This is a genomic window from Gordonia sp. NPDC003504 (assembly GCF_053587995.1).
Genome location: NZ_JBSFPC010000014.1, coordinates 1 through 26,169, shown reverse-complemented (window position 1 = coordinate 26,169; position 26,169 = coordinate 1). Strand labels below are relative to the sequence as shown.

Below are 26,169 nucleotides of genomic sequence, written 5' to 3'. Positions count from 1 at the left end.
TGTCTGAGGACGAAAGCTGGTGTTCTCACGTCGATCTCGACGACTCCTTGGACCGGTCGAGCCGGACGAAGTAGCTCGGCAACCCGTTCACCGACTGGTCGCAGGCCCGGGCGAAGTCGCCCGAACCGGCCGTACGACCTTGATCACCCGGGTGCCGAGGTCGGCGAGTTGTCGGGTGGCGAATGATGCTGAGACGGCGTGTCCGAGTGAGAGCGGTCACTGCGCGAGGCGGGAACATGGATGTGACCTCCGCCGGCCGGCAATGTGTTTGGGGCAGAGGCGAGATCAGATGTCGAGGCCGCCCCGTTTGACCAGTTGTTTGGCGATGACGTTCTGCTGGATCTCGTTGGTGCCTTCGCCGACGATCATCAGGGGTGCGTCGCGGAAGTAGCGTTCGACGTCGTATTCGGTGGAGTAGCCGTACCCGCCGTGGATGCGAACGGCGTCCAGCGCGATCTCCATCGCGGTCTCCGAGCAGAAGAGTTTGGCCATGCCGGCTTCCATGTCGCAGCGTTTGCCGGTGTCGACCCGTTCAGCGGCGTCGAGCAGAAGGCCACGTGCGGCAGCGAGTTTGGTGCCCATCATGGCGAGCATGTTGCCGACGGCCTGATGCTTCCAGATCGGTTGCCCGAAGCTTTCGCGGTCCTGGGCGTACTGCAGTGCGTCGTCGAACGCGGCGCGCGCGACACCGGTGGCGCGGGCCGCCACCTGGATGCGGCCGGTCTCCAGTCCCTTCATCATCTGCGCGAAACCCTTGCCCTCGACGCCGCCGAGCAGCGCGTCGGTGGGGACGGTCGCGTTGTCGAAGTTGAGCTCACAGCTCTCCACGCCCTTGTAGCCGAGCTTCGGCAGGTCCTTGGAGACGGTGAATCCGTCGACCTTCTCGACCAGCAGGATGGAGACACCCTTGTGTGCGGGTTCCGCGGCGGGATCGGTCTTGCACAGGAGTGCGACGATTCCGGACTTGCGGGCGTTGGAGATCCAGGTCTTGGAACCGTTGATGACGTAGTTGGCGCCGTCCTTCTTGGCAACGGTGCGCATGTTCTGCAGGTCGGAGCCGCCGCCCGGCTCGGTGAGTGCCATCGTTGCGCGGAGTTCACCGGTAGCCATGCGGGGCAGGTACTTCTGCTTCTGCTTCTCGGTGCCGAAGGCCAGCAGCAGCTTGGCGACGACGGTGTGCCCGCCCATCGCGCCGGCCAGACTCATCCAGCCACGTGCGAGTTCTTCGGTGACCTGGGCATAGCAGGGCATCGAGACCTGGGCGACTCCGTACGGCTCGGGGATGGCCAACCCGTAGATGCCCATCTCTTTCATCGTCTCGATGAGCTCTTCGGGGTAGGTGTTCGAATGCTCGAGATCTCGGGCGACCGGGCGGACCTGCTTGTCCACGAAGTCGCGAACGGTCTTGACGATGGCTTCTTCCTCGACGGACAACGTGATGGCCATCTGCCTCCCCTTCAGTTTGTAGAAAATAGTCTATAGAGAGCCCCGAGTGGGCGCAACCCCCGTGGTGGAGGCTGCGAGCGGTGTATCCGCCGGGCCGAGCTCATCGCAGGATCACCAGCTCCGAGGTGGCGCGGGTCATCGCCACGTAGCGGTCCACCGCACCGGTGACACCGGATCCGGGGTTCTCCGAATCGACGAGGATCACCAGGTCGAATTCGAGACCCTTGACGTCGACCGGAGGCAGGGCACGAATGCGATCTCCGGTGACCGTGGCGGTGTCATCGCCGATGACGCAGGCGGTGCCCTCCGGGTGTGTCATCGACCAGGAACTCAGGATCTCGTCGAGGTCCCGGCGGGCGCCGAGCCGCACCGGAATCCCGCTGCGCCGAATGGAGATCGGGACGTTGGCGTCGGGGATCGCGGAACGGATCACCGGTTCGGCCGCCTCCATGATCTCTTCCGGGGTGCGGTAGTTGACCGTCAGTCCGGCGACGGTGACGTCGATCAGCCCCACCCGCTGCAGCCTTTCGGTCCACGTCTCGATAAACCCGCGCCGAGCCTGGGCCCGATCGCCGACGATCGTGAAGCTTCGAGAGGGGCAGCGAGACAACAACATCGACCATTCGGCATCGGTGAGTTCCTGAGCCTCGTCGACGATGATGTGCGCGAACGGCCCGGCCAACGGGTCGACCTGCGCCGCCTCGACGGTGCGGTCGTCGACGAGAGCGTCGCGAAGATCGTCATTGCGGAGTTGGGTGGTCAATCCCTCGCCGTCGTCAAGGCTGTGTGCCGCCAGCAGATCATCGACCACCCGATCCATCTGCACACGATCGGCGGCCAGGGTCCTTTCGCGTCGTCGGCGCCGTCGTGAGAACTCCGGATCACCGAGACGCCGACGGGCGGCGTCGAGGAAGGGGAGATCGGAAATGGTCCAGCGGTCGACGGTGCCCCGCCGCAGCGTGCCAATCTCCTCGGAGCTCAGTGACGGCGCTGCCAGTCGCAGATAGGCCGGCACCGACCAGAGGTCACCGACGAGTGTCGCGGCGTCGATCACCGGCCACACGGTTGTCACGGCCGCCTTCAGATCGTAGTTGTGTGCCAACGCATTGCGCAGGTGGTTGTCCGGAATGTCACCGCCGTCGGGCAGCAGGTCCCGGATGATCGCGACCAGCGCCTCCCAGATGTCCTCCCGCGCTTCGTTGTGGGGAGTCGCGGCATCGGGGGCGTCGAACGCCTCCGCCCAGTCGCGCGGCCCGAGAATGGCTGTACCCCAGGGGGTGTCGATCTCGGCCGGGTCGGTGGGAGGCGTCTCGTAGAACCGGACGGCGCGGTCGATGGTGAGGATGGGGTCGATCGAGGATTTCAGTGTCCGGACGTCGGGGTCGGCTTCCGGCACGGTTTCGGACCCGGCGGGCACCAGATCGCGCAGAGTGCAGGTGTGCACCCCCTCCTCACCGAGATCGGGCAGTACATCGGCGACGTAACCCAGGTAAGGATCGTGCGGACCGATGACCAGGAGACCGCCGCGATGGCCACCCAGTCGCGGATCCGAGTAGAGCAGGTATGCGGCACGGTGCAGGGCGACAACGGTTTTCCCGGTTCCCGGGCCGCCGTCGACGACAAGCGCGCCACGGCTGCCGGCCCGGATGATGGTGTCCTGGTCGGTGGCGATGGTGCCCAGTACGTCGCGCACGCGTGACGTGCGACCGGCCTCGAGGCTTGCGATGAACGATGAATCGGCGTCCAGTGCGAGTGGTCGCCGGTCCGGGTCGGTACCGAGAGCCTCATCCCAGTAGTCGACGATGTGGCCTCGCCCCCAACGGTATCGGCGTCTGCTCGCCACGCCCATCGGCTCGGCGAGTGTGGCGGCGAAGAAGGGTCGGGCGGCCGGGGCGCGCCAGTCGACGAGGAGTTGGGTGCCCTCGTTGTCGGTCAGGCCGATTCGCCCGATGTAGGTGAGCGAACCGTCGGAATGCACCATTCGTCCCAGGCACAGGTCGACGCGGAATCGACGCAGCCGGCGAAGTCGGAACTCGGCGTCGTGGATCTCCATATCGCGATCGACCGCTCGTCGGCCACCGCCACCGGCGGAGCGGCGTAGTGCCGCGATCCGGTCGGTGAGCATACCGATCGTCTGATCGAGGTGTGTGGCGATGGCGGCCAGGTGCGTCTCGTCCTCGGCGAGGAGCTGATACTCGGCCTTGGCGGAGTCCGGATTCGACAGCGCAAAGGCGCTCGGGACACGACGGGGTGGGGAGACGCGAAAATCCATGTGCGCCATTGTGAAGGCGCCACGGGGTCTTGCCGCAAGGCCCCATCTGCGCTATACAGTGAAGTGGGAGAGAGAATCCGGCCCACCTTTCCGCGATCAGTCTCGCGTGACGTGTGTCGGAGAATCCGCGCGGTCCATCTTCACGTTTCGTGCCGCGAGCGCCGTCGACGTCGCCTGCAGGATGAGCGGAACGGCGAGGACGGACAGCGCCACCGTCCACGATCCCGTCGAATCATGCAGTGCACCCACCGCTATCGGGCCGACGGCGGCCAGCACGTAGCCGACGAACTGCGCCATGCCGGAGACCTGACCGGTCTGTGCGGGCGACGAACTGCGCAGCACCATGAACAGCAGGGCGAGACTGATCGATGCGCCGGGACCGAACATCACCAGCGAAACCCACAGCGCGGCCGCGTGATCGACGGTCAGTAGACCAACGAGCCCGATTCCGCAGACCGTGATGACCAGAAAGGTGATGCCGCGCTGGTCGGCGAACCGGCCCGCGATGATCGGGATGATGAGTGAGGCGAGCAACGCGACCACCTGACCAACCGCCAGGACGTTTCCGGCGGTGGCACGGGAATACCCCTCGCTCATCAGGAATGCGGGCAACCACGCGGTGAAGGTGTAGAACACCAGCGACTGCGCACCCATGAACGCGGTGATCGCCCATGCAATTGGGTTGCGGCGCAACGATCCCACCGTCACCGCGGTCTCCGGACGATGGCGGGTGACCTGAGGTGTCCAGACCACGACGGTGATCAGCGTCAGCACCGCCCAGGACCCCAGTGTCAGCCGCCAGTTCCCGTCGAGTGCGGTGTCCACCGGCACGGTGATGGCGGCGGCCACCGCGGCGCCACCGGAGAGGGTCATCGAGTAGAGGCCGGTCATCAACCCCGAGCGATGAGCGAAGTCGCGTTTGATCAGTGCGGGGAGCACCACGTTGCAGGCGCCGATCGCGGCGCCGATCACCGCCGAACCCGTGAACAGGGCGGGCGCGCCCGGGATGAGGCGCAGCAACGTCCCGACGATGAGCACAAGCAGTGCGACGAAGATGGTGCGTTCGATGCCGAATCGAGCCGCGAGACGTGGGGCGACGGGTGCGCTGAGACCGAAGAACAGCACCGGCAGGGTGGTGAGCAAACCGGCTGTGGCACTGGTGAATCCCTGGTCGGCGGAGATCTCGTCGATCAGCGGTGCGACGGCGACCACCACCGGGCGCAGGTTCGCGGCCACCAGCATGATGCCGACCGCGGTCACGATGGTGAGTAGTGGCCGGCCACCGCTCGACGTCGTCGACGAGGTCTCGACGCGGGTCACCCCGCCGGCCGTCATGCGATACCCCGGAACGCGACGTCGAGGTAGTTGAGCACGGCCGCCCGGGCCGCGACCGGATCGTGGGCGACGATCGCGTCGACCACGTCGTGGTGGCCCGCGGGGTGCGCGTCGAGGCCGGACGCCCCGGCGATGGTGGCGTGGTTACGTGCCATCACCTCGCCGATGCCGTCGTAGAGGTCGATGAGCAGCCGGTTGCCCGACGCGGCGACGAGAGTCGCGTGGAAGTCGATGTCGATGCGGGCGTAGTCGTCGAGGTGCCCGGATTCCAGGGCGTCGACGGCGCGGGTCAGCTGGTCACGCAGGAGCGCGATCTGGTCGTCGGTGGCGTGATCGGCGGCGAGTGCGGCCGCCTCGGTTTCCAGGGCCCGCCGCGTGGAGAGGAGGTCGGCCGCCTCTGAACCGGGTACGCACCGGGCCAGGGCCCCGACGAGGACGTTGCGGCTGCGCACGTAGGTGCCGTCGCCGCGTCGGGGCATCAGCAGCCCGGAGTGCTCGAGGGCCCGGACCGCCTCGCGAATGGTGTTGCGGCCCACGCCGAATTGCTCGACGAGTTCGGGTTCGGCGGGGATGCGGGCACCCACGGGCCACTGTCCGTTGCGGATCAGTTCGTGCATGCGGTCGACGACCAACGAGCTGGTGCGGGGCGGTGGTGTGATCAGCGGGGACACCCAAACAGGCTAACATCCCATGTTTGACATTCGCACGTAGTGCTCAGGCCCCGTCGTGGTGATAGCGAGTCAGGACGCTCAGTTCGTCGACGATCCGGTCGGAGTCCGGGCCGTAGGGACGCAGCGGGTCGCGGGTGATGACGTCGACGAGATGGCTCAGCGGAAAGCGTTGCGAACCAGCGACTTTGCGGTGCGTGCGGTAGGTGAGGATGCCGATCGGGATGGTCACGAGGAGGGCGGAGGCGATGATGATGGCGGTCATGTCAGAAAGCATGCGCCCGTAAGCTTCCTGCCAACAGTGGCAGTACTGACAACGTAAACAAAGAATCTGCCACACTGGGGTGGTGCTGAAATCCGTCGGTGTACTCCTCTACGGGCGCGTGGCGCTCTTCGAATTCGGCGTCGTCAACGAGGTCTTCGGCCTCGACCGCACCGACGACGGCGTCCCCGCCTTCGACTTCCGGGTCGCCTCGCCGACACCCGGCGCCCCACTGAGCGTCGACCACGGGGTGTCGGTGGTCGCGCCGCACTCGCTCGACGAATGCCGTGACGTCGACCTCGTCGCCGTTCCCGGTGGCAGCATCTCCGGTGACTATCCCGCGGAGGTTCTCGAGACGCTGCGCGCCGTCGTCGACAACGGCGGTCGGGTACTCACGGTCTGCTCCGGCGCTTTTGCCGCGGGTGCCGCGGGTCTGCTCGACGGACGACGCTGCACCACGCACTGGCGGTACGGGGACGAGCTGGCCCGAATGTTCCCCGAGGCCCGCGTCGACACCGATGTCCTCTTCGTCGACGACGGGCCGATCACCACCAGCGCCGGCACCGCGGCCGGGATCGATGCGTCGCTGCATCTGGTCCGCGAGTCATGGGGTCCGCGGGTGGCCAACACGATCGCGCGACGCATGGTGGTCCCGCCGCACCGCGACGGCGGGCAACGCCAGTTCGTCGACGCACCGGTACCCACCTGCGCCGACCGGGGCTTCGGTGAACTCCTCGACTGGATGATCGTCCATCTCGACGAGGACGTCTCCGTCGACGACCTCGCGATGCGAATGCACATGTCCGGGCGCACATTTGCGCGCCGATTCGTCGACGAGGTGGGAATGTCGCCGCGACGCTGGCTCACCGAACAACGAGTGCTGCACTCGAAGAACCTGCTCGAATCCACCGATCTCGCCGTCGAGGAGGTGGCCCGGCGCTCGGGATTCGCCTCGGCGACGTTGCTGCGCCACCACTTCACCTCGGCCGTCGGGGTGGCGCCGCTGGTCTATCGTCGACGGTTTGCCGGTGCGTCGGGATCGGAGTGAGCGGCCGTCAGCCCGCACGCGATCAGTTGATCCGACAGCGGGTGCGACGACGCGGCCCGCGCCAGGTACACCGAGGTCGAGGGTGCGTCGGTGAGTGGCAGAAACCGGACGCGCGAGTGGGTGACCCGGCGCGCGGCGAGCTCTGGGACGGCGCCCACGCCACGATCGGCGGCGATCAGCTCCAGCCATTCGTCGAAGTTCGCGCATTTGATGACCGCGCGGGAGACGGGATCGCGCCAGGACGCCGCCGTGGTGGTGCCGGTCAGGGTGTTGACGACCAAGGGGTGTTCGCCCAGTTCGGGCCACGTGAGATCGGTACGGACGGCCAGCGGTGAGTGGGTGGAGACGGCGGCGACACGTCGTTCCCGAAACATCAGGCGCGCGCGGACGCCGTGACCCGACGGGCGGCGACGTGTGACGGCGACATCGATGCGGCCCTCACGCATTCCGGCGAGTGGATCGTCGACTCGGATGACCTCCACCGATGCGCCGGTGGCGGCCTCGAACGCGGTGATCGCGGCGGCGGCCCACGGATCGGGAAGTAGCCAACTGAACCCCAACCGCACCGTCTGCCCGGCGGACAACCCCGCCACCGCCTCGGTCACGTCGTCGAGGATGCGGCGGGCCGACTCGATGAACGCATACGCGGCCTCGGAGGGTCGCGCCGATCGGCTGGTTCGGTCGAAAAGTGTTGCTGCGGTGATTTTTTCGGCCTGGGCAATGGTGCGCGACAGTGCCGGCTGGGTGATGCCGAGGTCACGCGCGGCCTCGGTGAACGACCCACGATCGGCCACGGCGACCACGGCCCGTAGGTGCCGCAGCTCCAGATCCATGACTCTCGAGCATAGGGCATGCTCACGACGCATTTCCGGGCGACCGCGGTGGTGATTACGCTGGCCCTGACCGCCACTGAGAGGAGTGCGAGATGTTCGATCTGACGAGTCCGGCCGTGCCTGTCATCGCCGCGCCGATGGCGGGTGGACCGAGTACGCCGGAGTTGGTGGTCGCCGCGGCGCGCGCGGGCGGGCTGGGTTTCCTGGCGGCCGGCTACAAGACGACCGACGCCGTCGGTGCGGAGATCGATGCCGTCGTCGACGCCCAAATCATATACGGCGTCAACATCTTTGCCCCGGGACGACCCCTGGGTGACCGACGCGCCGTCGAACGCTATCGCGAGGCCCTCGGCCCGTTCGCCACACGCTTCGGTGTCGATCTTCCCGGCATCGTCGACGCCGATGACGACCGGTTCGACGCCAAGGTCGATCTGATGATCGAGCGGCGGGTTCCGTTGGTGTCATTCACCTTTGGTTTTCCCTCGCGCGAGGTGGTCGACCGATTGCACGAGGCAGGCATTCTCGTGATCGCGTCGGTGGCCGATCCGGCCGATGCGACGCGGGCACTGTCCATCGGCGTCGACGCCCTGTGCGTCCAGGGTGCCGAGGCGGGAGGGCATCGAGCCACCCTCGACATCGACGCCGTCCCGAACACCACGTCGACCCTGGATCTGCTCGGACAGATCGGTGGATTGACCGATGTCCCGCTGATCGCCGCCGGTGGGATCGGTGATGGGCCGATGATCGACGACTGCCTCGCCGCCGGTGCGGTGGCGGTGCAGGTGGGCACCGCACTCCTCGACGCCGATGAGGCCGGGACCAATCCGGTCCATCGCGCGGCGCTGCGGGACCCGGCGTTCGACGCGACCGTGGTGACCAGGGCATTCTCCGGCCGTCCGGCGCGGGCGCTACGCAACCGGTTCATCGACGACCTCGACGCGGAGGCGCCGGCGGAGTACCCGGCCGTCCATCACCTCACCAGCCCGATCCGCAAGGCGGCCGTCGCGGCCGGGGATTCCTCGGCGGTGAACCTGTGGGCCGGGGCGGCCCATCGCGACGTGCGCGGTGGATCGGCTCTCGAGATCATCGCGGGGTTGTGGGCCGACACCGCGGCGGCGGCGTCCCGGCGATCGGTGCGCTGACGGCCGGACCCGTCCTTGCACGCAAGCTTGTATGCAAGCTAGGGTCGTCGTTCATGACGTCCACGACCGGGCCGGTGGCGGCCGAACGCGCCTACGCCTATACCAAGGAACGAATCCTCGCCGGCACGCTCGCCGGCGGTGACCTCGTCAGCGAGGGCGTCATCGGTGGCGAACTGGGCATCAGCCGGACCCCGGTACACGAGGCCTTCTTGCGGTTGGACTCCGAACAGTTGCTCACCCTGGTGTCCCGGAAGGGGGCCATCGTGCGCCCGATGACACCGACCGAGGCGGCCGACGTCCTCGCGATGCGTCACGGCGTCGAGACGGCGGCGGCCGGTCAGGTATTCACCGCCGGCGGCCCCGCGCCGGAACTCGCCGATCGCCTCGCCGACAATCTGCGTCGTCAGCAGGGATTCGTCGACGACGGCGACGTCGACGGGTTCGTCGAGGCCGACGACGAGTTCCACGCCACGATGGTGAGTGCGTCGGGGAACCCGATCGCTGCGGATTTCTACGACCGACTGCGCAGTCGGCAACAGCGCCTGCGAAACCTGTTGTTACGCATCGACGTGGCCAACCTCGCGGCCTCCTATGCCGATCATCGGGTGCTCGCCGAGCGGCTGATCGCCGGCGACCGGGCGGGTTTCGATCAGATGCTCGCCGACCATTTCGGCCGGTACCGCGGGGCGATATGAGTTCGGGCACCGCGATCGCCGGATCGGCGGTGACGCTCGACCCGCGATCGGCCGCCCGCCGTGGCTGGATTCCGGTGTTCGGCGCGGTCTTCGCCTGTGCATGGTCGGGCAATCAGTTCAGTCCGATGCTCTTGCTCTACGAGCGTGTGGGCCACTACTCGGCCGGCACGGTGACGATGTTCCTCGGTATCTACGTCGCGGGCCTGGCCCCCGCGTTGGTGATCGCCGGCGCGGTGTCGGACCACATCGGCCGCCGCACACCGATGTACTACGCGGTGGCCTTCGGTCTCATCGGCAGCGCACTTCTCGCGCTCGGCGAATTCGGTTCTGCTCCCATCTATCTCGGGCGGCTTTTCGCCGGCATGTCGGTGGGTACGGCGATGGCGGTCGGTACCAGTTGGCTCAAGGAACTGTCCCAGCCGCCGCACGACGTCCGGGCCGACGCCGGTGCCGGCGCGCGCCGGGCGTCACTGGCCTTCACGCTCGGTTCGGCCGCCGGTGCCGCGGTGGCCGGCAGCATCGCCCAGTGGGGGCCGATACCCCAGGTGCTGCCCTACGTTTTGCACATCGCGGTCACGGTGCCGATGCTCCTGCTCGTGCGTCGCGCACCCGAGACCGTGTTTCCCGCCGCCGCGCGGCCCTTGCGTCATCGACTGGTGGTGCCGTCGGTGCGACACCGACGGTTCCTGGGTGTGATCCTGGTCTGTGGCCCTTGGCTTTTCGCGGCCTGCGGACTGTCCTACGGCTACCAGCCGGTGTTGCTCTCCGGGTCGACGGGTGGGCTCGGACTCGCGTATGCGACGGCATTGAGTGTGATCGCGCTGGTCTCCGGTGCGGCCATCCAGCCTGTTGCGCGACGGATCGACACCCCGTCGGGGGCCCGCGGGATCATGGTCGCACTCATCGCCCTCGTTGTCGGGCTGATCACGATGATCGGCGCCGTCGTATCGCAGAGCTGGGTGGTCGGCATCGTCGCAAGTCTCGTCTTCGGAGCGGGTTTCGGGATCGGGCTGGTTTCCGGACTTCTCGAGGTGCAGCGGATCGCCCCCGCCGAGGATCTGGCGACACTCACCGGAATCTTCTACGCCGTAGCCTATCTGGGTTTCGCGGTGCCCACGATCCTGGCGTTGCTGACGCCGCCGCTGAGCACCGTCGGCCTGCTGTCGATTCTCATCGGCCTGCTCGTGGCATCAATTCTGCTGGTGCTGCGCGGCTATCGGCGTCATCTGCCCTGACTTTCCATGCAGGAGTGGTGATGCCGACTATCCGGCGAGTGCGCGCCGCAACAGATGCAACGAGATCGTCGTCGAGCGGTCTCGGACCGCGGCGCGATCGCCGGGCAGGTGCAGGGTGCGTGTGATGGTGGGGCGTCCGGCCAGTGCGACGCCGAAACAGACTGTGCCCACCGGTTTTTCGGTGGTTCCACCACCGGGTCCGGCGATTCCGCTGGTCGACAGTGCGGTGTCGGCGCCGAATCGGTCGAGGGCGCCCTCGGCCATGGCGGCGGCCACCGGTTCGCTCACCGCACCGTGCTCGGCGATCAGCTGCGCCGGCACCCCGAGGAGTACCGCCTTGGCCTCGTTGGAGTACGAGACCACGCCTCCGGCAACGTAATCCGATGATCCCGGCCGGTCGGTGAGGCGCGCGGCGATAAGTCCTCCGGTGCATGATTCGGCGGTCGCGATGGTGCGTCCGTGCAGGGCTGCCGCGATCAGGTCGTCGATGGTGGCGCCGTCGACGGAGAAGATTTGCGAACCATGGTGTGCGAGCAATGCGTCGGCGAGGGCGTCGTAGGAGGCGGTGGCGGTCGACGGATAGCGGGTGACGATCTCCACCTCGCCGCGACGAAGACATGTGGTGACCTCGAGATCGTCGAATCCTGCTATGCCCGGGCCGATCTCACGCAGCGTTGCGGCGAGATCGGATTCGGACAGGCCCATCGCGCGGATCGTCTGTTCGCGGAAGTCGCCTCGGCCGGCGATCGCCTGCTCGACCGGGCCCGTGGCGATGGCGGCGGGCCACATGCCCTGGAGCTCACGCGGCGGTCCGGGCAGGATGAGGATCGCCGGGCCGTCGTCGCCCGGGATGGCGATTCCGGGAGCGGTCCCGACCGGTGAGATAGGTTGTGCCCCTGCGGGAATCATGGCCTGTTTGCGGGTGCCCGCGTGGGTTGCGGCAGAGTCGTCGGTGACACCGCGTTGCTGTTGCCATCGTCGGATGATGCCACCGATGTGTGCCTCGAGGTCGGTGTCGAGGTGCAGTGGCCGGCCGGTGAAGCGGGCCACGGTGTCGACGGTCAGATCGTCGGCGGTGGGGCCGAGTCCACCGGTGGTGACGATCAGCGATACATCCTGCGCGGCGAGGAACTGTAGTTGGGCGATCAGATCGTCGGGGCGATCTCCGCACACGGTGATGTGTGCGACATCGACACCCATGTCGAGTAGTTGCCGCGCCACCCACGGACCGTTCTGATCCGCGATGCGGCCCGTCAGGACCTCGGTGCCGGTGACCACGATTCCTGCGCGCGCATTCACGTCGTCGAGCATAGTGCGCGACGCGGATCGGAGGTCGATGGATGGCGCTGTCAGTGAGGTGGGGGGCGCCGTGAACGGGGAATGGTGAATCCCGGAGATCGGGCATGCTCGGTTTAGCATGGTGGGGGTCGGGTCGTTCGTGGTCGGGTGATGCCGTCTGAAACAGATCCGTGGGAGAAGTATGGACTCAGCAACGCCGCCGCGAAAATCGTTGCTGCAACGGGCCTTCGACGATGTCACCGCGGTCGGGGGTGGGGCTGATGTCGAGGAGGACCCGATCCGGGTTCGTCTCCTCGACGCGGCCTACGACCAGTTCCGCCGGATGGGTATCCAGCGCACCTCGCTCGAGGAGGTGGCGCGCCGCGCGGGAACATCGCGGGTGACGCTCTACCGCAAGTTCACCAACAAGGACATCCTCGTCGAGGAGGTGATGCTGCGTGAGTTCCGCCGGTACCTGGTGCAGTTCCTCGCCGACGTCGCGCCCGCCCGCACCGCCGCCGATCGCCTGGTGGCCGGGTTCCTGAGCGCGTATCGCGCGGTGACGACGAACCCGCTGATCATCGGGCTACTCGAGGTGGAACCGTCGGTGCTGGCCGGCCTGATCGGCGGTGACGACGGTCGGCTGCTCACCGCGGTGCGGATCTTCGTTGCCGCGCAACTGCGTGAGGAACAGCAGGCCGGGAACCTGCGTGGTGACCTCGACGTCGACCTGACCGCCGAGATGCTGGCGCGGATATCCGTGTCGTTCGTCGTCATCCCCAGCCACATCATCGACCTCTCCGACGACGATCAACTCGTCGACGTCGCCCGGCGCTACCTGGTCCCGATGCTCGACGCCCCGCCGCCGACGACCGGGTAGCGCGGCGTCCGGTCGGTCAGTTCAGCTGCCAGGCGATCGCCGCGGCGATCGCGCCGATCCCGTTGACCGACCAGTGCAGTGCGATCGAAGCGAGGAGGCTGCCGCTGCGCATCCGCAGCCACCCCAGGATGAGCCCGGCGATGCCCGTGACGACCACGGCGAGCAGTACCCCGGCCACCACGCCGAGGGGTCCGGTGCCGACGACGTCGCCGATGCCGTCGTTGTGCGCGGCAAGCCCCAACGACGATGCGACATGCCAGCAGCCGAACAGTGCGGCCTGACCGGCCACGGCGGCGCGCGCTGAGGTGAGCCGCGCCAGCGACCCGAGCAATGCACCCCGGAAGATCACCTCCTCGGCCAGGACCGTCCGCAACGGAATCAGGACCAGCGCGGCGTAGACCGCCGCCGGGACATCGGGGTAGCTGTCGTTGTGGAATAACTCGCGCGTCCACGGCAGCGCGACGGCCCCCGCGGCGACAACGGCGACGATCGCGACGATCACGACGGCATACCGCAGCCCGGTGGGCATCGTGCCGGGAGACAATCCCAGATCACCCCAGCTCAGCCCGGCGACACGGCCGAGGATCGTGATGACGACGGCAGCCGCCGGGATGAACCATCCGGCGTAGGTCAGCGGGGAGGTGAACACCACGATCTGCACACCGATCAGCAACGCCACCACCAGCGGCGGATACCAGCGCAACCGTGACATGGTGGTTCCTCGCTGCCGGGCACGGCTGGTTGCCGCGGATGATGTGCGGATAGGGTTTCGGCGGTATCCGGGTGATTGTGCCCGATAATTGATCCGTTGCGGTGACAGGAGCAATCATGGCGAAGCCCGTCGACGATCATGCGGCCACACCGTCCGACGGTGCACCGCCGACCCCGGCGGACGTCGTCGAAGAGGAATCGGCCACCGCGTCGTCGGGTGCCGGTGGTGACCAACCGAACGACGATGCGTCCCGCGTGAGTGCGCTGCGTCGGCGCGTCGTCGCGTACTCCCATCGCATCAGTTTCACCGGACTGGTGATGGGCACCGTCTTCCTGTGGCTGTCGGCCACGCCGTCGCTGTTGCCGCGTGGTGCGTTCTTCCAGGGGGTCGTCAGTGGCGCGGGCGCCGCACTCGGGTACTGCTTCGGGGCGTTCCTGGCGTGGTTGGGGCGGTTCATGCTGTCCCGGGATCGGCGGTGGTCATCGCCGCGCCGAGTGTTCTGGATCGCGCTGGCGGTGGCCTTCGTGATCGGTACCGCGTCGATGTTCTACTGGTTTGCGAAGTGGCAGAACGATATCCGTGACCTGATGGGCGTCGATAGGCTGTCCTGGACGGCGTACCCGACGGTGGTCGTGATCGCGGTGATCGTGTTCGTGATCCTGATGGTCATCGGTCAGGCCTGGGCGTCACTGCTCGTCTGGCTGGTTCGGCAGCTCAACCGGATTGCGCCACCCCGCGTTTCGGCCGTCGCAGGTGCGGTGATCGTGGTCTTGCTGACCGTGTTCATCCTCAACGGCGTCGTCGCCAAGTATTCGATGCAGTGGCTCAATGCGAGTTTCGCCGCCGCCAACAACGAGACCGACCCGGATTCGGCGCCGCCGACGAGCGGATTCCGGTCCGGTGGGCCGGGGTCGCTGGTCAGCTGGGCATCACTGGGACGCGAAGGTCGCCGCATCGTCGACGGCGGTCCGTCCGTCGAGGAACTGTCGGCGTTCAACGCCGCACCGGCGATGGAAGCGATCCGTGCGTTCGTCGGGCTCGGGTCCGGCGACGACCTGCGCGCCAACGCCCGGCTGGCCGCCGACGAACTCGTGCGGGCCGGTGGTCTCGACCGCGCGGTGATCGCCATTGGATCGGCGACCGGCTCCGGCTGGCTCAACAAGGCCACCATCGACTCGCTGGAGTACATGTACAACGGCGACGTCGCGACGGTATCGATGCAGTACTCCTACCTCCCGAGTTGGATCTCGTTCCTGGTGGACAAGGAACGCGCGCGGCAGGCGGGCAGTGCCCTGTTCGAGGCGGTGGACGCCCGGGTCCGGGCACTGCCGGAGGATCAGCGACCCAAGCTCGTGGTCTTCGGGGAGAGTCTGGGCAGCTTCGGCGCGGAGGCCGCCTTCGGCACCGTCCCGACCGTGGCCGCCCGCACCGACGGTGCGTTGTTCAGCGGTCCCACCTTCAACAACACCATCTGGAGCGATGCGACGACGGCGCGTGACGCCGGCTCGCCGCAGTGGCAGCCGATCTACGGCAACGGTGAACAGGTGAGATTCATCGCCGACCCGCCGGACCTCGACCGCCCCGATGCGCCCTGGCCCGGGCCGCGTGTGGTGTATCTGCAGCACGCCTCCGACCCGATCGCGTGGTGGTCGCCGGCGCTGGTGCTGTCCAAGCCGGACTGGCTGAGCGAGGACCGGGGACGTGACGTCCTCAACGCGATGCGCTGGATCCCGCTGGTCACATTCCTGCAGGTCTCCGCCGATATGGCGGTGTCGACCGGCGTACCCGACGGGCACGGGCACCACTATCTGAGCGCGATTCCGTACTCGTGGGCGCGCATCCTCTCACCGCCCGGATGGACCACGGAGAAGACCGAGGCGCTGCTGCCGCTGCTGCATCGCGACTGATCGGAGCCGCTACTCCGGATGGGCGGGACCCGCCCATCCGGATTTGCTTCGGCGTCGAAGTGCTGGTGGGTTAGGGGTGACACAACCGACTGCAGCGACGAGTGGAGCGAGGAGAAGCGCCGATGACCGAGGACCTGGTGGTACTCGTCGATGACGACGGCACGCCGCGCGGCACGGCGGATCGAGGGTCGGTGCACGACGCGCACACGCCGCTGCACCTGGCGTTTTCCTGCCACGTCGTCGATGATGCCGGCCGACTGTTGATGACGCGGCGCGCGTTGAGCAAGAAGACGTGGCCGGGCGTGTGGACGAACTCGTTCTGTGGGCATCCCCGGCCCGGGGAGGACGTCACCGATGCCATTCGCCGCTATGCGCAGCGTGAGCTGGGTTTCGATGTCGATGACCTGCGGGCGATCATCCCGGATTTCCGTTACCGCGCTGTCGACGCCAGCGGGGTGGTCGAGAACGAGGTGTGCCCGGTGTTCCTCGCCCACGCCCGGGGGCCGGTCGTCGCCAATCCCGACGAGGTGATGGAAGTCGCCTGGGCCGAGGTCGACGACGTCTGGGCGTCGGCCACCCGGACGCCGTGGTTGCTCAGCCCATGGTTCGTCGACCAGGTCCACGCTCTGGGGACCGGTCCGGATCCGTACCGCATCGTCGGGGCCGGAACATGAGCCTGCGCCGGCCCAACATCGACCGGGCGCAACCGTACGCTCGATACGACGCCGTGGCCGAGGCGAGCGCGTCGCTGGTGATCCGGTCGTATTCGACGTCGTTCGGTCTGGCATCCCGATTGCTGCGGGGGCCGGTGCGTCGCGACGTCCACAACATCTACGCGCTGGTGCGGGTGGCCGACGAGATCGTCGACGCCCCACGCCCGGGACAGGGCATCGACGAACGCCGCGTGGCCCTCGACCAGCTCGAGAGCGACACCGAGGAGGCGATGAGCGCCGGGACGAGCGCCAACCTCGTCGTCCACGCCTTCGCCCGCACAGCCCGCCGGGTCGGCATCGAATCATCGCTCACCGCACCATTTTTCGCGTCGATGCGTACCGATCTGGACTGCACGAGTCACGACGAGTCGTCGCTGGACTCCTATATCTACGGATCGGCCGAGGTCGTCGGATTGATGTGCCTGCGAGCGTTCTTGGCCGATGAGCGGGATCGGTACGCGCGGTACGAGGCGATGGCCCCGGGGGCGCGTCGGCTCGGTGCGGCCTTTCAGAAGGTGAACTTTCTCCGGGATTTCGGTGTCGACAGCGGGGATCTGGGACGGACGTACCTCACCGGGCTCGACCCGGCCATCCCGAGCGACGACGCCTGGCACCGGTGGCTCGACGACGTCGACGCCGATCTCGCGGCCGCGGCGACGATCATCCCCGACCTCCCGATCGGCAGCCGCATCGCGGTGTGTACGGCCCATGATCTGTTCGCGGAGTTGGCCGTCGGTCTGCGCGGGGTGCCCGCGGCCGAGGCGGCGCGTCGACGAATCCGGGTGTCGACACCCGGCAAGATCCGGATCGCGACCACCGCGATGGCGCGTCGTGGGCGGCCCCGGGTGGCCGCATGATCGGTGAGTCGAAGGTGGTCGCATGATCAATAAGCCGGCGCCGCAACCGAAGAGGGTGGTGATCATCGGCGGTGGGGTGGCCGGTCTGGCAACCTCCGCACTGTTGGCCGCCGACGGCCACGATGTCGATGTGGTGGAGCAGGGCACCGAGTTCGGTGGTCGCGCCGGAAGCTGGGAGCGCGACGGGTTCCGCTTCGACACCGGACCGTCGTGGTGGCTGATGCCGGAGGTCTTCGACCACTTCTTCGCCCTGCTGGGGACCTCGACGGCCGAACAGGTGAGTCTGACGTCGCTGGAACCCGGGTATCGGGTGTTCTTCGAGGGGCAGGCCGACGCCCTCGATGTGTCCGGTGACGTGGCGCGCAACCGGGCGATGTTCGAGTCGATCGAGCCGGGGGCCGGTGCCGCGCTGGATCGGTACCTCGCGTCGGCACGCGACACCTACGACATCGCGGTGAGGCGGTTCCTGTACACCAGCTTCGACACGGTACACGCCTTCACCGGTACCGAGTTGATGCGGCGGTTGCCGCGGTTGCTGCGGTTGCTCGGCGAAAACCTGGACGGATACACCAAGCGGTACTTCACCGATCGGCGACTCCGCCAGATCCTCGGGTACCCGGCGGTCTTTCTCGGTGCGTCGCCGGAACGGGCACCGGCGATGTATCACCTGATGAGCTGGCTCGACCTCGACGACGGCGTGCGGTATCCCGACGGCGGATTCACCACATTCATCGATGCGCTGGTCCAGGTGGCGCAGGGTGCGGGTGCGCGCTTGCACGCGTCGAGCCCGGTGGTGGAGATCACGACTCGCCCGAATCCTGGACGCTCCCTGCGTGATCGGCGGTCGGCGGAGGTCAGTGGCGTTCGCGTGCGGGACGCCGACGGTACCGAGCGATCGCTGGCCGCGGACGTGGTGATCGGTGCCACCGACCTGCATCACCTGGAAACCGAGCTGTTGCCGGCCCGACTGCGGACCTTCGACCAGAAGTGGTGGGATCGTCGGACATCGGGCCCCGGTGCGGTGCTGGTGTTCCTGGGGGTACGTGGGCGGCTGCCCGAACTGGCCCATCACTCGCTGTTCTTCACCGAGGACTGGGGCTCGAACTTCGATGCGATCTTCGAAAAACCCACTCGCGTACCCGATCCCGCGTCACTGTATGTGTGCCGCCCATCGGCCTCGGACGATTCGGTCGCACCCGAGGGCGACGAGAATCTCTTCTTCCTCGTCCCGGTGCCTGCCGATCCCGGTCTGGGGCACGGGGGCGTCGACGGTCTCGGCGACCCGCTGATCGAGCAGATCGCCGACCGCGCCGTCGAATTGGTGTCGAAGTGGGCCGACATCCCCGACCTCGCCGATCGGATCGTGCTGCGGCGCACCACCGGTCCGGCGGACTTCGTCGACGACCTGAACTCCTGGTCCGGAGGCGCGCTCGGACCGGCACACACGTTGCGGCAGAGTGCCTTTCTGCGGGCGACCAACCGGTCCCGCAAGGTGTCGGGACTGTACTACGCCGGCGGGAGCACGCGACCGGGCATCGGTCTGCCGATGTGCCTGATCAGCGCCGAACTCATCCGCAAGAGATTGCGTGGCGACACGACGACAGGACCGTCGGCGTCGTAGTCTCCGTCTCGACGGGAAACGGCGCCCACTCGACGGGAAAGGGCGCCCACTCGACGGGGTCAGGCCGGGCCGATCAGTCCCGCCACGATTTTCGCGGACAGCAGGACCAGGGGCACGCCGCCGCCGGGGTGGGCCGATCCACCGACCAGGTACAGGCCAGGGACCGGGGAAGAGTTGGCGGGACGCAGGAACGCGGCCCGAGGTCCATTCGACGACGTCCCGTAGATCGATCCGCCGGGAGTGAGGGTCCGCCGCTGCAGGTCAGCCGGTGAGATGACGAATCGATGGCGAATGCGTCCGGCGATGTCGATGCCGCGCATCGACATCAGGTCGACGAGGAGATCGGCGTACCGGCTCGCCACACCGGGTGCATCCCAATCCATTCCGCGGTCCGGGTCGTGCCGTGGGGCGTTCACGAGGACGAACCACGCCGCGGTCGAGGCGTCGGGTCGCACCGCCGGGTCGTCGGGCGCCGTGATGTAGATGGTCGGGTCGGCGACCGGGTGGGGTCGGCCGTGGCGTCCGAAGACCGCGTCGAACTCGGCGTCGTAGTCGGAGGGGAACAGCACCGTGTGATGGGTCATCGGCGGTGGATTGTCGACGGCGAGCAGCATCACGAAACCCGACAACGAGGGGGTGGATCGATGCAGCCGGCGACGCGCCCGACGAGCGGGCGGTGTGGTGATGAGATGCGAATACACCTGCTCGGCATCGGCATTGGCCACCACGAGATCGGCGTCGGCGACGCGGCCGTCGACGGTGCGCACACCGGTGACCCGCCCACCCGAGGTGGTGATGGCCTCGACCTCGGTGTCGGTGCACAAGATCCCACCGAGTTCGAGGAGCCGCTCGCGCAGGGCGATCGCGATGCGGCCGAGACCGCCACGCACATACCACGAGCCGCCGCTCTGCTCGGCCCACGGAACCGATAACAGCGCACCCGGCGCGCGGCGCGGATCGGAACCCGTGTAGGTGGCGTAGCGGTCCAGCATCATTCGGAGTCGGACGTCGTCGAGGTACCGGAGGCCCAGACCGCGCAGACTGTGCCACGGGGCGACGGTACGGACGTCGGAGACCGAACGAGCCAGAGAGGCCATGCGCCGCAGCGAGATCGGGGATTCGAGGAAGGGTCCACGCGTGACGTCCCAGATCTGCTGGGAGCGCCGCAGCAGACCCTGCCACTGGGCGCCGCATCCCGAACCCAGGGCGGCGTCGAGTGCGGCGGGGATGTCGGTCATCTCCCCGGGCAGGTCGAGGAGTGTCCCGTCGGGAAAGCGGTACCGCGCGGCGACCGGAAGTCGTTGCAAGTCCAGCACATTCCCCAGTGGCGCGCCGGTGTCGGCGAACAGCTCGGCCAGCACGTGCGGCATGGTGAGGAGCGACGGCCCGGTGTCGAAGACGAATCCGTCATGGCGCAGGACGCCGAGTTTGCCGCCGACGTCCGCCGATTGCTCGAGAACGGTCACCCGATGGCCCGCCGCCTGCAACCGGATCGCGGCGGCGAGCCCGCCGACACCGGCGCCGATCACCACGATGTCAGACACCGTTGATCTCCCGTCCCTTCCAGCGCAGCAGTCCCCGACGATGGGCGATCACGGAATCGACTGTCATACCGGTGAAGGCGACGACCGAGATCGGATGTGCCAGCGAGTCGGGCAGTGCACGTCCACCGGTTCGGCGGGCACTGACGACCCGCGAGGCGACCCCGGCCAGATAACCGAACAGGCCGACCCGTGAGCCGGTGAGTGCGGCGACGGCGGGCACGACGTGGGTGAGCATCAGGAGGGCGGACACCGCCGCCGCGCCCGCCGGGGAGCCGAAGGCCGACCACAGCGACTTGCGGTATCCGTCACGTATCTCTCTGCACCCCACATACATTCGGCACGACGCCACCCTGCTGCCGTCACCGACGACCCCGCGCCCACCGACCGCCTTCACCGCACGCAGCAGCGCGATGTCCTCCAGCACCTCGTCGCGCACCGCGCCGTGACCACCGGCACGGCGGTAGGTGGTGGCGTCGACGATCAGGAACTGACCATTGGCCGCCGACAGGCTCGGACGCGCCGACCGTTCGGCAAGTCGCAGCGGGAGCGTCGACATCCAACTCCATTGCAGGAGCGGTTGTATCAGCCGTTCGGCGGGGGTGCCGGCGACCTGACGCGGGTAGGGACAGAACATGTCCAATCCGGCCGTGCGCATCGTGGCCACGCTCGCGGTGAACCCGTTTGGCGCCACCCGCACGTCGGCGTCGACGAAGACGAGAACGCCCCGCTCGACGGCGCGACACGACAACTGTTCACACGCCCACGCCTTGCCGAGCCACCCGGCGATGGGGCCGGCGCCGCTGACGATCTCGAGTGCGGGGATCTGCTCGGCCAGGTCGGCGAGGATGTCGGCGGTGCCGTCGGAGGAGTCGTCGTCGAGCACGACGATGCGAACCGGGCCGCGCCACCGATCGGCGGCAGCGGCGACGGCGCGGAGGCAGTCGCCGGCATGGCGGGCCTCGTCGCGCATGGGCAACAGCACCGACAATGGTTCATCACCACTGGGTGCGAGTGCATTCGGCACCCGGATGGTGGCGGCGTTCACCATCGTCAGCACGGCCGAGCCGGTGGCCATCGCTGTTCCGCACGCCACCAGCGCACGCCAGATCTCACCGCCGCGCACGACGCACCTCGCGGACCAGCGAGATCGCGAGGGGAATCGCGATCACCCCCATCAGCACCCCGCCGACCACCGCGACCATCGGCCGGCCGAAGAAGACCAGGTGGCCGATCATCGACGAGAAGTACGTCCAGAGGTATGCGACGAGCGGGACCGCTCCCTCCGGGGCGTCGGAGCCTCGTCCGGTGCCAACTGCGACGCTCAGACCCGTCATGATGATCAGCGAGACCATCAGCCAGCCGGCGAAATTCGACAGCGGGATGCCGTCGACTCCGGGCAGCGATGGTGTCGTCGACTCCCACTGCCAATAGCCGTTGTCGACCATCTGCGGATCGAGGAAGACATCCCACGCGGCCAGTGCGTACGCACCGACCGGAATGATCAACCACATCCGGTCAGCGGCGAGTCGGGTGGCGACGACGAACGCCGGCCAGCTCATCATGATCCACGCCGCGGGCACCGCGACGGGCACTCCGAACAGCTCCGGTTGCAGCGCGCCGGTGTAGGAGTACTCGCCGAACGGGACTCCGGTGTGCACGCCCAGGGTTTCGGCCAGCAGTCCGCCACCACCGGCGACGATCAGCAGCGTCAGGACACCACGCAGACCGTGAGTGGCACCCGCGGCGCAGAGCATCGCCACCGACAACAGCAGGGCGCTGCCCGTGGTCATCACGGCAGTGCCGCCGCCGGTCAGCGGGAAGGCGATCTGGAGAAGGATGTTGGCGCACAACAGCGTCCAGGCGGCGATCGGCAGGAAGCGACGTGGGACGAGGTGCGCGCCGGCATGCTCGACCGTGCGTCCTGACACGCCGCTCACGGGGTGTCACCCCGGTATGTCCCATCGACGGTCTCGACGCTGAATCGGGCGAAAAGCTCTTCGGCATACCACCGTTCGGGCGTGGTACGCCGAATGGCGGAGACGTGTTCGGGGTTTCGATAGGCGAAGGCCGACAGATCGCGCGCGTCGTCCCACAGCGAGAAGGTACCCTGCACGCCGATGGGAGCCTCACCGATCCCCACCGCCAGACGCACCCCCGACGACGCGTTGAGGGCCGCTGCGACCGGTGGTACCGAACGCCAGAAGGACGCCATCCGGGTCGGACGCAGCCGCGCTCGGGTGATCGCCGCGACCGGACCCGGTTCTCGGCTCGGTGTGCGAGAGGCATTGACACCGAACGGTTCCCGCCGCGACCACCGGCCGCGAGCGGAGAGCGGCCGCATCCGGATCCGCAGGTGCTCCCGGCTGATCGCCTCCCACCGATCGAGGTAGGACAGTTCCACCGGGGCGCTCCCGTCCCAGACGAGCAGAACGGCCCAGTGGGACAGATCGGCATCGCGCATGGTGAACGTGTCACCGGAGCCGGTACCGAGGACCTTGACAAAGCGCAGTCCGGGAACATCTTTGCGCGATCGTCGAGCACGTGCAACGCGCTGCAGCGCGGCGAACACCGAATCGACCCCGAACAGGTGCAGGTCGACCACCGGCGGCACAGATGCTGCGTCGCTCATGACTCCCGCCGCACGCACCGGTGGATCAGATCGGTCAGCGCCACCCGGGTGCGGTCATCGGAGTCGAGACCGTCGACGGTGCGCAGGGCCGCGTCGGTCAGCTCGTCGATGCGTCGTTCCACACCGCGTCGGGCGCCGGTGGACTCCATCAACTCGCGCAGCGCGGCCACATCCCGTTCGCGCACAGCCGGATTGCCCAGTGCCCGGGACAGCAGTTGGCGGCCGACCCGGTTCGCGCGCTCCTCGGTGATCGCCACGAGCAGGGTGCGTTTGCCCTCCCGGATGTCGTCGACGTTGGATTTGCCGGTCGCCGCCGGATCACCGAAGACTCCCAAGACGTCGTCGCGCAGCTGAAAGGCCTCACCGGCATGGATGCCGATGTCGTCATAATCGGCGAGCAGGCGGGCATCGGCTCGTGCCAGGGTTCCGCCGAGCCGAAGTGGCTGGGAGATGGTGTATTTGGCGCTCTTGAAGCGCAGGATCGTGTGCGCTCGCGCACGGGTGATACCGGATGTGGTCTGCGCCAGCATGTCCAGGGTCTGGCCGGCGAACGCTTCGTCGCGCATCTGTGACCACACCGCGCGCGCCGCACGGCGGATGTCGCGGTGGGCGTCGTCGAGGGCGGTGGCGAGCAGATCGTCGGACCAGGTCAGGCAGAGGTCGCCGGCGAGGATCGCCATCGAGGTGCCGTGGGTGGCGGGGTTGCCGCGCAACCGGTCTCGACGATGCCGATCGGCGAAGTCGCGGTGCACGGTCGGAAGGCCGCGACGGGTGGCGCTGTCGTCCATGATGTCGTCGTGGACGAGCGCGGCGAGGTGGAACAACTCGATGGCGGCTGCGGCAGCGGCGGTGCCCGGCGCGAGATCGGCACCCGCACCGCGAGATCCCCACAGGCAGAACGCCGCGCGTAATCGCTTGCCGCCGGTCGCGGAACGCCGGATCGCGTCGGTGAGCGCTGCGGTGTCGGGGTCGACGGTACCGAGGACCGAGGCGTGGGTGTCGAGGGTCCCCCGCACGATGCCCTCGACGAGGGCGGCGTCGTCGGGTGGATCGCCGGGGGCGTCGGACGTGACCGTGGGCAGCGGCCTCGTGCGCATGTGCGGCTCCTCGGGGACGCGGGTTGGCTGCGGATCTGGACTGTGATGGATTCGGTGCTGCGATGGATTCGGAGCTGCGCAGCGGAAGGATGGGTGTCGACTCAAGTCGCCCGGACGGTGTGCCGTGCCCGCGTACGGTGGATCGGAGAGTCCACCGAGAAGAGGAATCGCCATGTCGAGAATCATCATCGTCGGAGGAGGCCTCGCGGGAGCAAAGACCGCCGAGGCGTTGCGAGATCAGGATTACGGCGGTGACATCGTGCTGCTGGGTGCCGAGGAACGCCTGCCATACGAGCGGCCACCGCTGTCCAAGGAGTTCCTCGCCGGGAAACAGAAGCCCGACGAGTTCACCGTCCACGACACCAACTGGTACCTCGACCACAAGGTCGACTTCCGGCCCGGCACCACCGTCGACGCCGTCGATGCGGCGGCGAAGACGGTCTCCCTGCCCGACGGATCGACACTGTCGTATGACTCGTTGGTGCTGGCGACAGGGTCGTCGTCGAGGCACCTGGACCTGCCCGGAGCGGATGCGAGCGGGGTGTATCACCTGCGGTCGCTCGACGACGCTCAGGCGGTGAGTTCGGCGCTGGACTCCATCAGCAGACTCGCGATCGTCGGTGGCGGGTGGATCGGGCTCGAGGTGGCGGCGACGGCCCGCGGACGCGGTGTCGAGGTGGCGGTCGCCGAGGCCGCGGCCTTACCACTGCAACGAGTCCTGGGCGACGAGGTGGCCCGCGTCTTTGCCGACCTGCACCGCGGCCACGGGGTGGATCTGCGGACCGAGGTGCAGGTGGCCGAGATCCTCACCGACGGCGGTGCCGCTGCCGGGCTGCGTCTGAAGGACGGATCGACCATCGATGCCGACGCCGTGCTGGTCGCGGCGGGTGCGGTTCCGAACCTGGGACCGGCACAGAGCGCCGGGGTGGAGATCGATGGTGGGGGTGTCCTCGTCGACGCCGGCCTGCGCAGCAGTGATCCGGACATCTTCGTCGTCGGTGACATCGCCAACCAGATGCATCCGGTCCTGGGGCGCCGGGTCCGCACGGAACACTGGGCCAACGCACTCAATCAGCCGGCGGTGGCGGCGACGAACATCCTCGGCGGCGACGCCGAGTACGAAAACCTGCCGTACTTCTTCACCGACCAGTACGACCTCGGCATGGAGTACAGCGGGCTCGCCGGCGCCGACGATCGCGTGATCATCCGTGGCGACCTCGGGGCGCGGGAGTTCGTCGCGCTGTGGGTCGACGACGATGCGCACCTGCTCGCCGGGATGCAGTGCAATATCTGGGATCAACTCGACGACATCAAGGCGCTCGTGGCCTCGGGAGCAACGCTCGATCTGAACAAGCTCGCCGATTCGGAGGTCCCGCTGGGTCAGCTGATCTGAGGACTGCCCCGGTGACCTGACGGAATCATCGTGACAGACTGACGGCCATGGCACCCGACATCGGCATCGACACCGCGATCGTGGTGTTCGCGGCCGGTCTGATCCTGGTGCTGGCGCTGATCCTGGGTGTGTGGAAGTACCGGGAGATGCTGTCGTCGCCCACCCATCTCGCCCACCCGTACGTCGACATCGCCCATCGGGCGGCGCTGCTCTACGCGTTCGCGACGTTGCTGCTCGCCGCGCTTGTCGAGTTCAGTGCCTGGCCGACCTGGGTGAATCTCGTCGCGGCCGGCGTGCCGATCGTGTTCTTCGTCGGGGCGATCATCACCTACATGCTGCACGGCTGGCGCCGCGACACCGACAACCAATTCGCGCATGCCTCAACGAGTTTGCGTGCATCCACCACCGCATTGATCGTCGGTGAGATCGGTGGTGTGGTGGTGCTGCTGATCGGCTTCGCGGTCGGCCAATTCTGAACGGCGCGATTCTGAACGGCGCGATTCTGAACGGCGCGGCTCAGAACGGTTGGTTCTGAGCCGGGCCGGGGGTGTGGGGGTAGGACAAGCCGTAGAACCGCTCGGAGATGCCCGGCTCGCCCGCCT

Annotated in this window: 24 protein-coding genes and 1 pseudogene; 11 read left to right on the top strand and 14 right to left on the bottom strand. The window is 67.8% G+C overall.

All coding sequences use genetic code 11. The features are described 5' to 3' along the window. Nucleotides 1-40: 40 nt before the first annotated feature. The 6 genes and pseudogenes from ACWDPV_RS20630 to ACWDPV_RS20605 form a co-directional block, all read right to left on the bottom strand. Nucleotides 41-213: pseudogene (locus ACWDPV_RS20630) on the bottom strand (CoA transferase); the annotation flags it as partial. A gap of 72 nt (nt 214-285) precedes the next feature. Next, nucleotides 286-1,446, bottom strand: a complete 1,161-nt coding sequence (locus ACWDPV_RS20625) for an acyl-CoA dehydrogenase family protein (RefSeq protein ID WP_449744464.1) — start codon at nt 1,444-1,446, stop codon at nt 286-288. Between the two features lie 100 nt (nt 1,447-1,546). Further along, the gene (helR, locus tag ACWDPV_RS20620) at nt 1,547-3,718 is read right to left on the bottom strand and encodes an RNA polymerase recycling motor ATPase HelR (RefSeq protein WP_449744463.1); all 2,172 of its coding nucleotides are present in this window, start codon (nt 3,716-3,718) and stop codon (nt 1,547-1,549) included. A 96-nt stretch (nt 3,719-3,814) separates the two neighbouring features. Then, a complete protein-coding gene (locus ACWDPV_RS20615; RefSeq protein WP_449744462.1) occupies nt 3,815-5,053 on the bottom strand; it encodes a CynX/NimT family MFS transporter in 1,239 nt (412 codons plus the stop codon). Beyond that, the gene (locus tag ACWDPV_RS20610) at nt 5,050-5,724 is read right to left on the bottom strand and encodes a FadR/GntR family transcriptional regulator (RefSeq protein ID WP_449744461.1); all 675 of its coding nucleotides are present in this window, start codon (nt 5,722-5,724) and stop codon (nt 5,050-5,052) included. Before ACWDPV_RS20610 ends, ACWDPV_RS20615 begins: the two co-directional genes overlap by 4 nt. Nucleotides 5,725-5,767: 43 nt before the next feature. Next, nucleotides 5,768-5,986 carry a hypothetical protein gene (locus ACWDPV_RS20605; RefSeq protein ID WP_449744460.1) on the bottom strand — a complete coding sequence of 73 codons (219 nt, stop codon included), beginning with the start codon at nt 5,984-5,986 and terminating at the stop codon, nt 5,768-5,770. A gap of 82 nt (nt 5,987-6,068) precedes the next feature. Between ACWDPV_RS20605 and ACWDPV_RS20600 the strand changes: the two genes are divergently transcribed. After that, the gene (locus tag ACWDPV_RS20600) at nt 6,069-7,031 is read left to right on the top strand and encodes a GlxA family transcriptional regulator (protein ID WP_449744459.1); all 963 of its coding nucleotides are present in this window, start codon (nt 6,069-6,071) and stop codon (nt 7,029-7,031) included. On the opposite strand, the gene ACWDPV_RS20595 is transcribed toward ACWDPV_RS20600, so the two are convergent. Further along, nucleotides 6,992-7,864 (bottom strand): LysR family transcriptional regulator, encoded by an 873-nt coding sequence (locus ACWDPV_RS20595; protein ID WP_449744458.1) that lies wholly within the window; start codon nt 7,862-7,864, stop codon nt 6,992-6,994. The two genes, ACWDPV_RS20600 and ACWDPV_RS20595, sit on opposite strands and share 40 nt — an antisense overlap. 92 nt (nt 7,865-7,956) lie before the next feature. Here ACWDPV_RS20595 and ACWDPV_RS20590 point away from each other — a divergent pair, with 92 nt between their 5' ends. Genes ACWDPV_RS20590 through ACWDPV_RS20580 form a run of 3 tightly spaced genes read left to right on the top strand, consistent with a single transcriptional unit; the run spans nt 7,957 to nt 10,936 of the window. Beyond that, on the top strand, nt 7,957-9,006 hold the full coding sequence (locus ACWDPV_RS20590; protein ID WP_449744457.1) for an NAD(P)H-dependent flavin oxidoreductase: 1,050 nt from the start codon (nt 7,957-7,959) through the stop codon (nt 9,004-9,006). 53 nt (nt 9,007-9,059) lie between these two features. Beyond that, the gene (locus ACWDPV_RS20585; RefSeq protein ID WP_449744456.1) at nt 9,060-9,701 is read left to right on the top strand and encodes a GntR family transcriptional regulator; all 642 of its coding nucleotides are present in this window, start codon (nt 9,060-9,062) and stop codon (nt 9,699-9,701) included. After that, nucleotides 9,698-10,936 (top strand): MFS transporter, encoded by a 1,239-nt coding sequence (locus ACWDPV_RS20580; protein ID WP_449744455.1) that lies wholly within the window; start codon nt 9,698-9,700, stop codon nt 10,934-10,936. Before ACWDPV_RS20585 ends, ACWDPV_RS20580 begins: the two co-directional genes overlap by 4 nt. A 27-nt stretch (nt 10,937-10,963) precedes the next feature. On the opposite strand, the gene ACWDPV_RS20575 is transcribed toward ACWDPV_RS20580, so the two are convergent. Further along, nucleotides 10,964-12,235, bottom strand: coding sequence for a competence/damage-inducible protein A (locus tag ACWDPV_RS20575; RefSeq protein WP_449744454.1), 1,272 nt, complete (start codon nt 12,233-12,235; stop codon nt 10,964-10,966). A gap of 181 nt (nt 12,236-12,416) precedes the next feature. On the opposite strand from ACWDPV_RS20575, the gene ACWDPV_RS20570 reads away from it, so the two are divergent. Next, nucleotides 12,417-13,094 carry a TetR/AcrR family transcriptional regulator gene (locus ACWDPV_RS20570; protein WP_449744453.1) on the top strand — a complete coding sequence of 226 codons (678 nt, stop codon included), beginning with the start codon at nt 12,417-12,419 and terminating at the stop codon, nt 13,092-13,094. A gap of 16 nt (nt 13,095-13,110) precedes the next feature. On the opposite strand, the gene ACWDPV_RS20565 is transcribed toward ACWDPV_RS20570, so the two are convergent. Then, on the bottom strand, nt 13,111-13,806 hold the full coding sequence (locus ACWDPV_RS20565) for a CPBP family intramembrane glutamic endopeptidase (protein ID WP_449744452.1): 696 nt from the start codon (nt 13,804-13,806) through the stop codon (nt 13,111-13,113). A gap of 116 nt (nt 13,807-13,922) precedes the next feature. Here ACWDPV_RS20565 and ACWDPV_RS20560 point away from each other — a divergent pair, with 116 nt between their 5' ends. The 4 genes from ACWDPV_RS20560 to crtI all read left to right on the top strand — a co-directional run bounded on the left by ACWDPV_RS20560 (nt 13,923) and on the right by crtI (nt 18,904). After that, on the top strand, nt 13,923-15,713 hold the full coding sequence (locus tag ACWDPV_RS20560; RefSeq protein WP_449744451.1) for an alpha/beta hydrolase: 1,791 nt from the start codon (nt 13,923-13,925) through the stop codon (nt 15,711-15,713). Nucleotides 15,714-15,835: 122 nt separating this feature from the next. Continuing rightward, the gene (gene idi, locus ACWDPV_RS20555; RefSeq protein ID WP_449744450.1) at nt 15,836-16,387 is read left to right on the top strand and encodes an isopentenyl-diphosphate Delta-isomerase; all 552 of its coding nucleotides are present in this window, start codon (nt 15,836-15,838) and stop codon (nt 16,385-16,387) included. After that, nucleotides 16,384-17,283: a phytoene/squalene synthase family protein gene (locus ACWDPV_RS20550; RefSeq protein ID WP_449744449.1), complete on the top strand. Its 900-nt coding sequence runs from the start codon at nt 16,384-16,386 to the stop codon at nt 17,281-17,283. The genes idi and ACWDPV_RS20550 overlap by 4 nt, the downstream gene beginning before the upstream one ends. A gap of 22 nt (nt 17,284-17,305) precedes the next feature. After that, nucleotides 17,306-18,904, top strand: coding sequence for a phytoene desaturase family protein (gene crtI, locus ACWDPV_RS20545; protein WP_449744448.1), 1,599 nt, complete (start codon nt 17,306-17,308; stop codon nt 18,902-18,904). A 59-nt stretch (nt 18,905-18,963) separates the two neighbouring features. Here the strand turns inward: crtI and ACWDPV_RS20540 are convergent, their stop codons facing one another. From ACWDPV_RS20540 to ACWDPV_RS20520, 5 genes are read right to left on the bottom strand one after another with little or no spacing between them, the layout of a single operon-like run. Beyond that, on the bottom strand, nt 18,964-20,448 hold the full coding sequence (locus ACWDPV_RS20540) for a phytoene desaturase family protein (protein WP_449744447.1): 1,485 nt from the start codon (nt 20,446-20,448) through the stop codon (nt 18,964-18,966). Beyond that, nucleotides 20,441-21,571: a glycosyltransferase gene (locus ACWDPV_RS20535; protein WP_449744446.1), complete on the bottom strand. Its 1,131-nt coding sequence runs from the start codon at nt 21,569-21,571 to the stop codon at nt 20,441-20,443. The genes ACWDPV_RS20540 and ACWDPV_RS20535 overlap by 8 nt, the downstream gene beginning before the upstream one ends. Continuing rightward, the gene (locus ACWDPV_RS20530) at nt 21,558-22,385 is read right to left on the bottom strand and encodes a carotenoid biosynthesis protein (protein ID WP_449744445.1); all 828 of its coding nucleotides are present in this window, start codon (nt 22,383-22,385) and stop codon (nt 21,558-21,560) included. Before ACWDPV_RS20530 ends, ACWDPV_RS20535 begins: the two co-directional genes overlap by 14 nt. Beyond that, a complete protein-coding gene (locus tag ACWDPV_RS20525) occupies nt 22,382-23,077 on the bottom strand; it encodes a monooxygenase (protein ID WP_449744444.1) in 696 nt (231 codons plus the stop codon). Before ACWDPV_RS20525 ends, ACWDPV_RS20530 begins: the two co-directional genes overlap by 4 nt. Next, the gene (locus ACWDPV_RS20520) at nt 23,074-24,174 is read right to left on the bottom strand and encodes a polyprenyl synthetase family protein (RefSeq protein WP_449744443.1); all 1,101 of its coding nucleotides are present in this window, start codon (nt 24,172-24,174) and stop codon (nt 23,074-23,076) included. The genes ACWDPV_RS20525 and ACWDPV_RS20520 overlap by 4 nt, the downstream gene beginning before the upstream one ends. Nucleotides 24,175-24,346: 172 nt before the next feature. Here ACWDPV_RS20520 and ACWDPV_RS20515 point away from each other — a divergent pair, with 172 nt between their 5' ends. Both ACWDPV_RS20515 and ACWDPV_RS20510 read left to right on the top strand, forming a co-directional pair. Then, the gene (locus ACWDPV_RS20515) at nt 24,347-25,567 is read left to right on the top strand and encodes an NAD(P)/FAD-dependent oxidoreductase (RefSeq protein WP_348806240.1); all 1,221 of its coding nucleotides are present in this window, start codon (nt 24,347-24,349) and stop codon (nt 25,565-25,567) included. Nucleotides 25,568-25,614: 47 nt separating this feature from the next. Then, a complete protein-coding gene (locus ACWDPV_RS20510) occupies nt 25,615-26,043 on the top strand; it encodes a hypothetical protein (RefSeq protein ID WP_348806241.1) in 429 nt (142 codons plus the stop codon). Nucleotides 26,044-26,169: the final 126 nt, after the last annotated feature.

Bases quoted from the DNA above. Each gene is read 5' to 3' on its own strand.
- ACWDPV_RS20625 (WP_449744464.1), bottom strand. From the start codon at position 1,446: ATGGCCATCACGTTGTCCGTCGAGGAAGAAGCCATCGTCAAGACCGTT.
- helR (WP_449744463.1), bottom strand. From the start codon at position 3,718: ATGGATTTTCGCGTCTCCCCACCCCGTCGTGTCCCGAGCGCCTTTGCG.
- ACWDPV_RS20615 (WP_449744462.1), bottom strand. From the start codon at position 5,053: ATGACGGCCGGCGGGGTGACCCGCGTCGAGACCTCGTCGACGACGTCG.
- ACWDPV_RS20605 (WP_449744460.1), bottom strand. From the start codon at position 5,986: ATGACCGCCATCATCATCGCCTCCGCCCTCCTCGTGACCATCCCGATC.
- ACWDPV_RS20595 (WP_449744458.1), bottom strand. From the start codon at position 7,864: ATGGATCTGGAGCTGCGGCACCTACGGGCCGTGGTCGCCGTGGCCGAT.
- ACWDPV_RS20590 (WP_449744457.1), top strand. From the start codon at position 7,957: ATGTTCGATCTGACGAGTCCGGCCGTGCCTGTCATCGCCGCGCCGATG.
- ACWDPV_RS20585 (WP_449744456.1), top strand. From the start codon at position 9,060: ATGACGTCCACGACCGGGCCGGTGGCGGCCGAACGCGCCTACGCCTAT.
- ACWDPV_RS20580 (WP_449744455.1), top strand. From the start codon at position 9,698: ATGAGTTCGGGCACCGCGATCGCCGGATCGGCGGTGACGCTCGACCCG.
- ACWDPV_RS20570 (WP_449744453.1), top strand. From the start codon at position 12,417: ATGGACTCAGCAACGCCGCCGCGAAAATCGTTGCTGCAACGGGCCTTC.
- ACWDPV_RS20565 (WP_449744452.1), bottom strand. From the start codon at position 13,806: ATGTCACGGTTGCGCTGGTATCCGCCGCTGGTGGTGGCGTTGCTGATC.
- ACWDPV_RS20560 (WP_449744451.1), top strand. From the start codon at position 13,923: ATGGCGAAGCCCGTCGACGATCATGCGGCCACACCGTCCGACGGTGCA.
- idi (WP_449744450.1), top strand. From the start codon at position 15,836: ATGACCGAGGACCTGGTGGTACTCGTCGATGACGACGGCACGCCGCGC.
- ACWDPV_RS20550 (WP_449744449.1), top strand. From the start codon at position 16,384: ATGAGCCTGCGCCGGCCCAACATCGACCGGGCGCAACCGTACGCTCGA.
- crtI (WP_449744448.1), top strand. From the start codon at position 17,306: ATGATCAATAAGCCGGCGCCGCAACCGAAGAGGGTGGTGATCATCGGC.
- ACWDPV_RS20525 (WP_449744444.1), bottom strand. From the start codon at position 23,077: ATGAGCGACGCAGCATCTGTGCCGCCGGTGGTCGACCTGCACCTGTTC.
- ACWDPV_RS20520 (WP_449744443.1), bottom strand. From the start codon at position 24,174: ATGCGCACGAGGCCGCTGCCCACGGTCACGTCCGACGCCCCCGGCGAT.
- ACWDPV_RS20515 (WP_348806240.1), top strand. From the start codon at position 24,347: ATGTCGAGAATCATCATCGTCGGAGGAGGCCTCGCGGGAGCAAAGACC.
- ACWDPV_RS20510 (WP_348806241.1), top strand. From the start codon at position 25,615: ATGGCACCCGACATCGGCATCGACACCGCGATCGTGGTGTTCGCGGCC.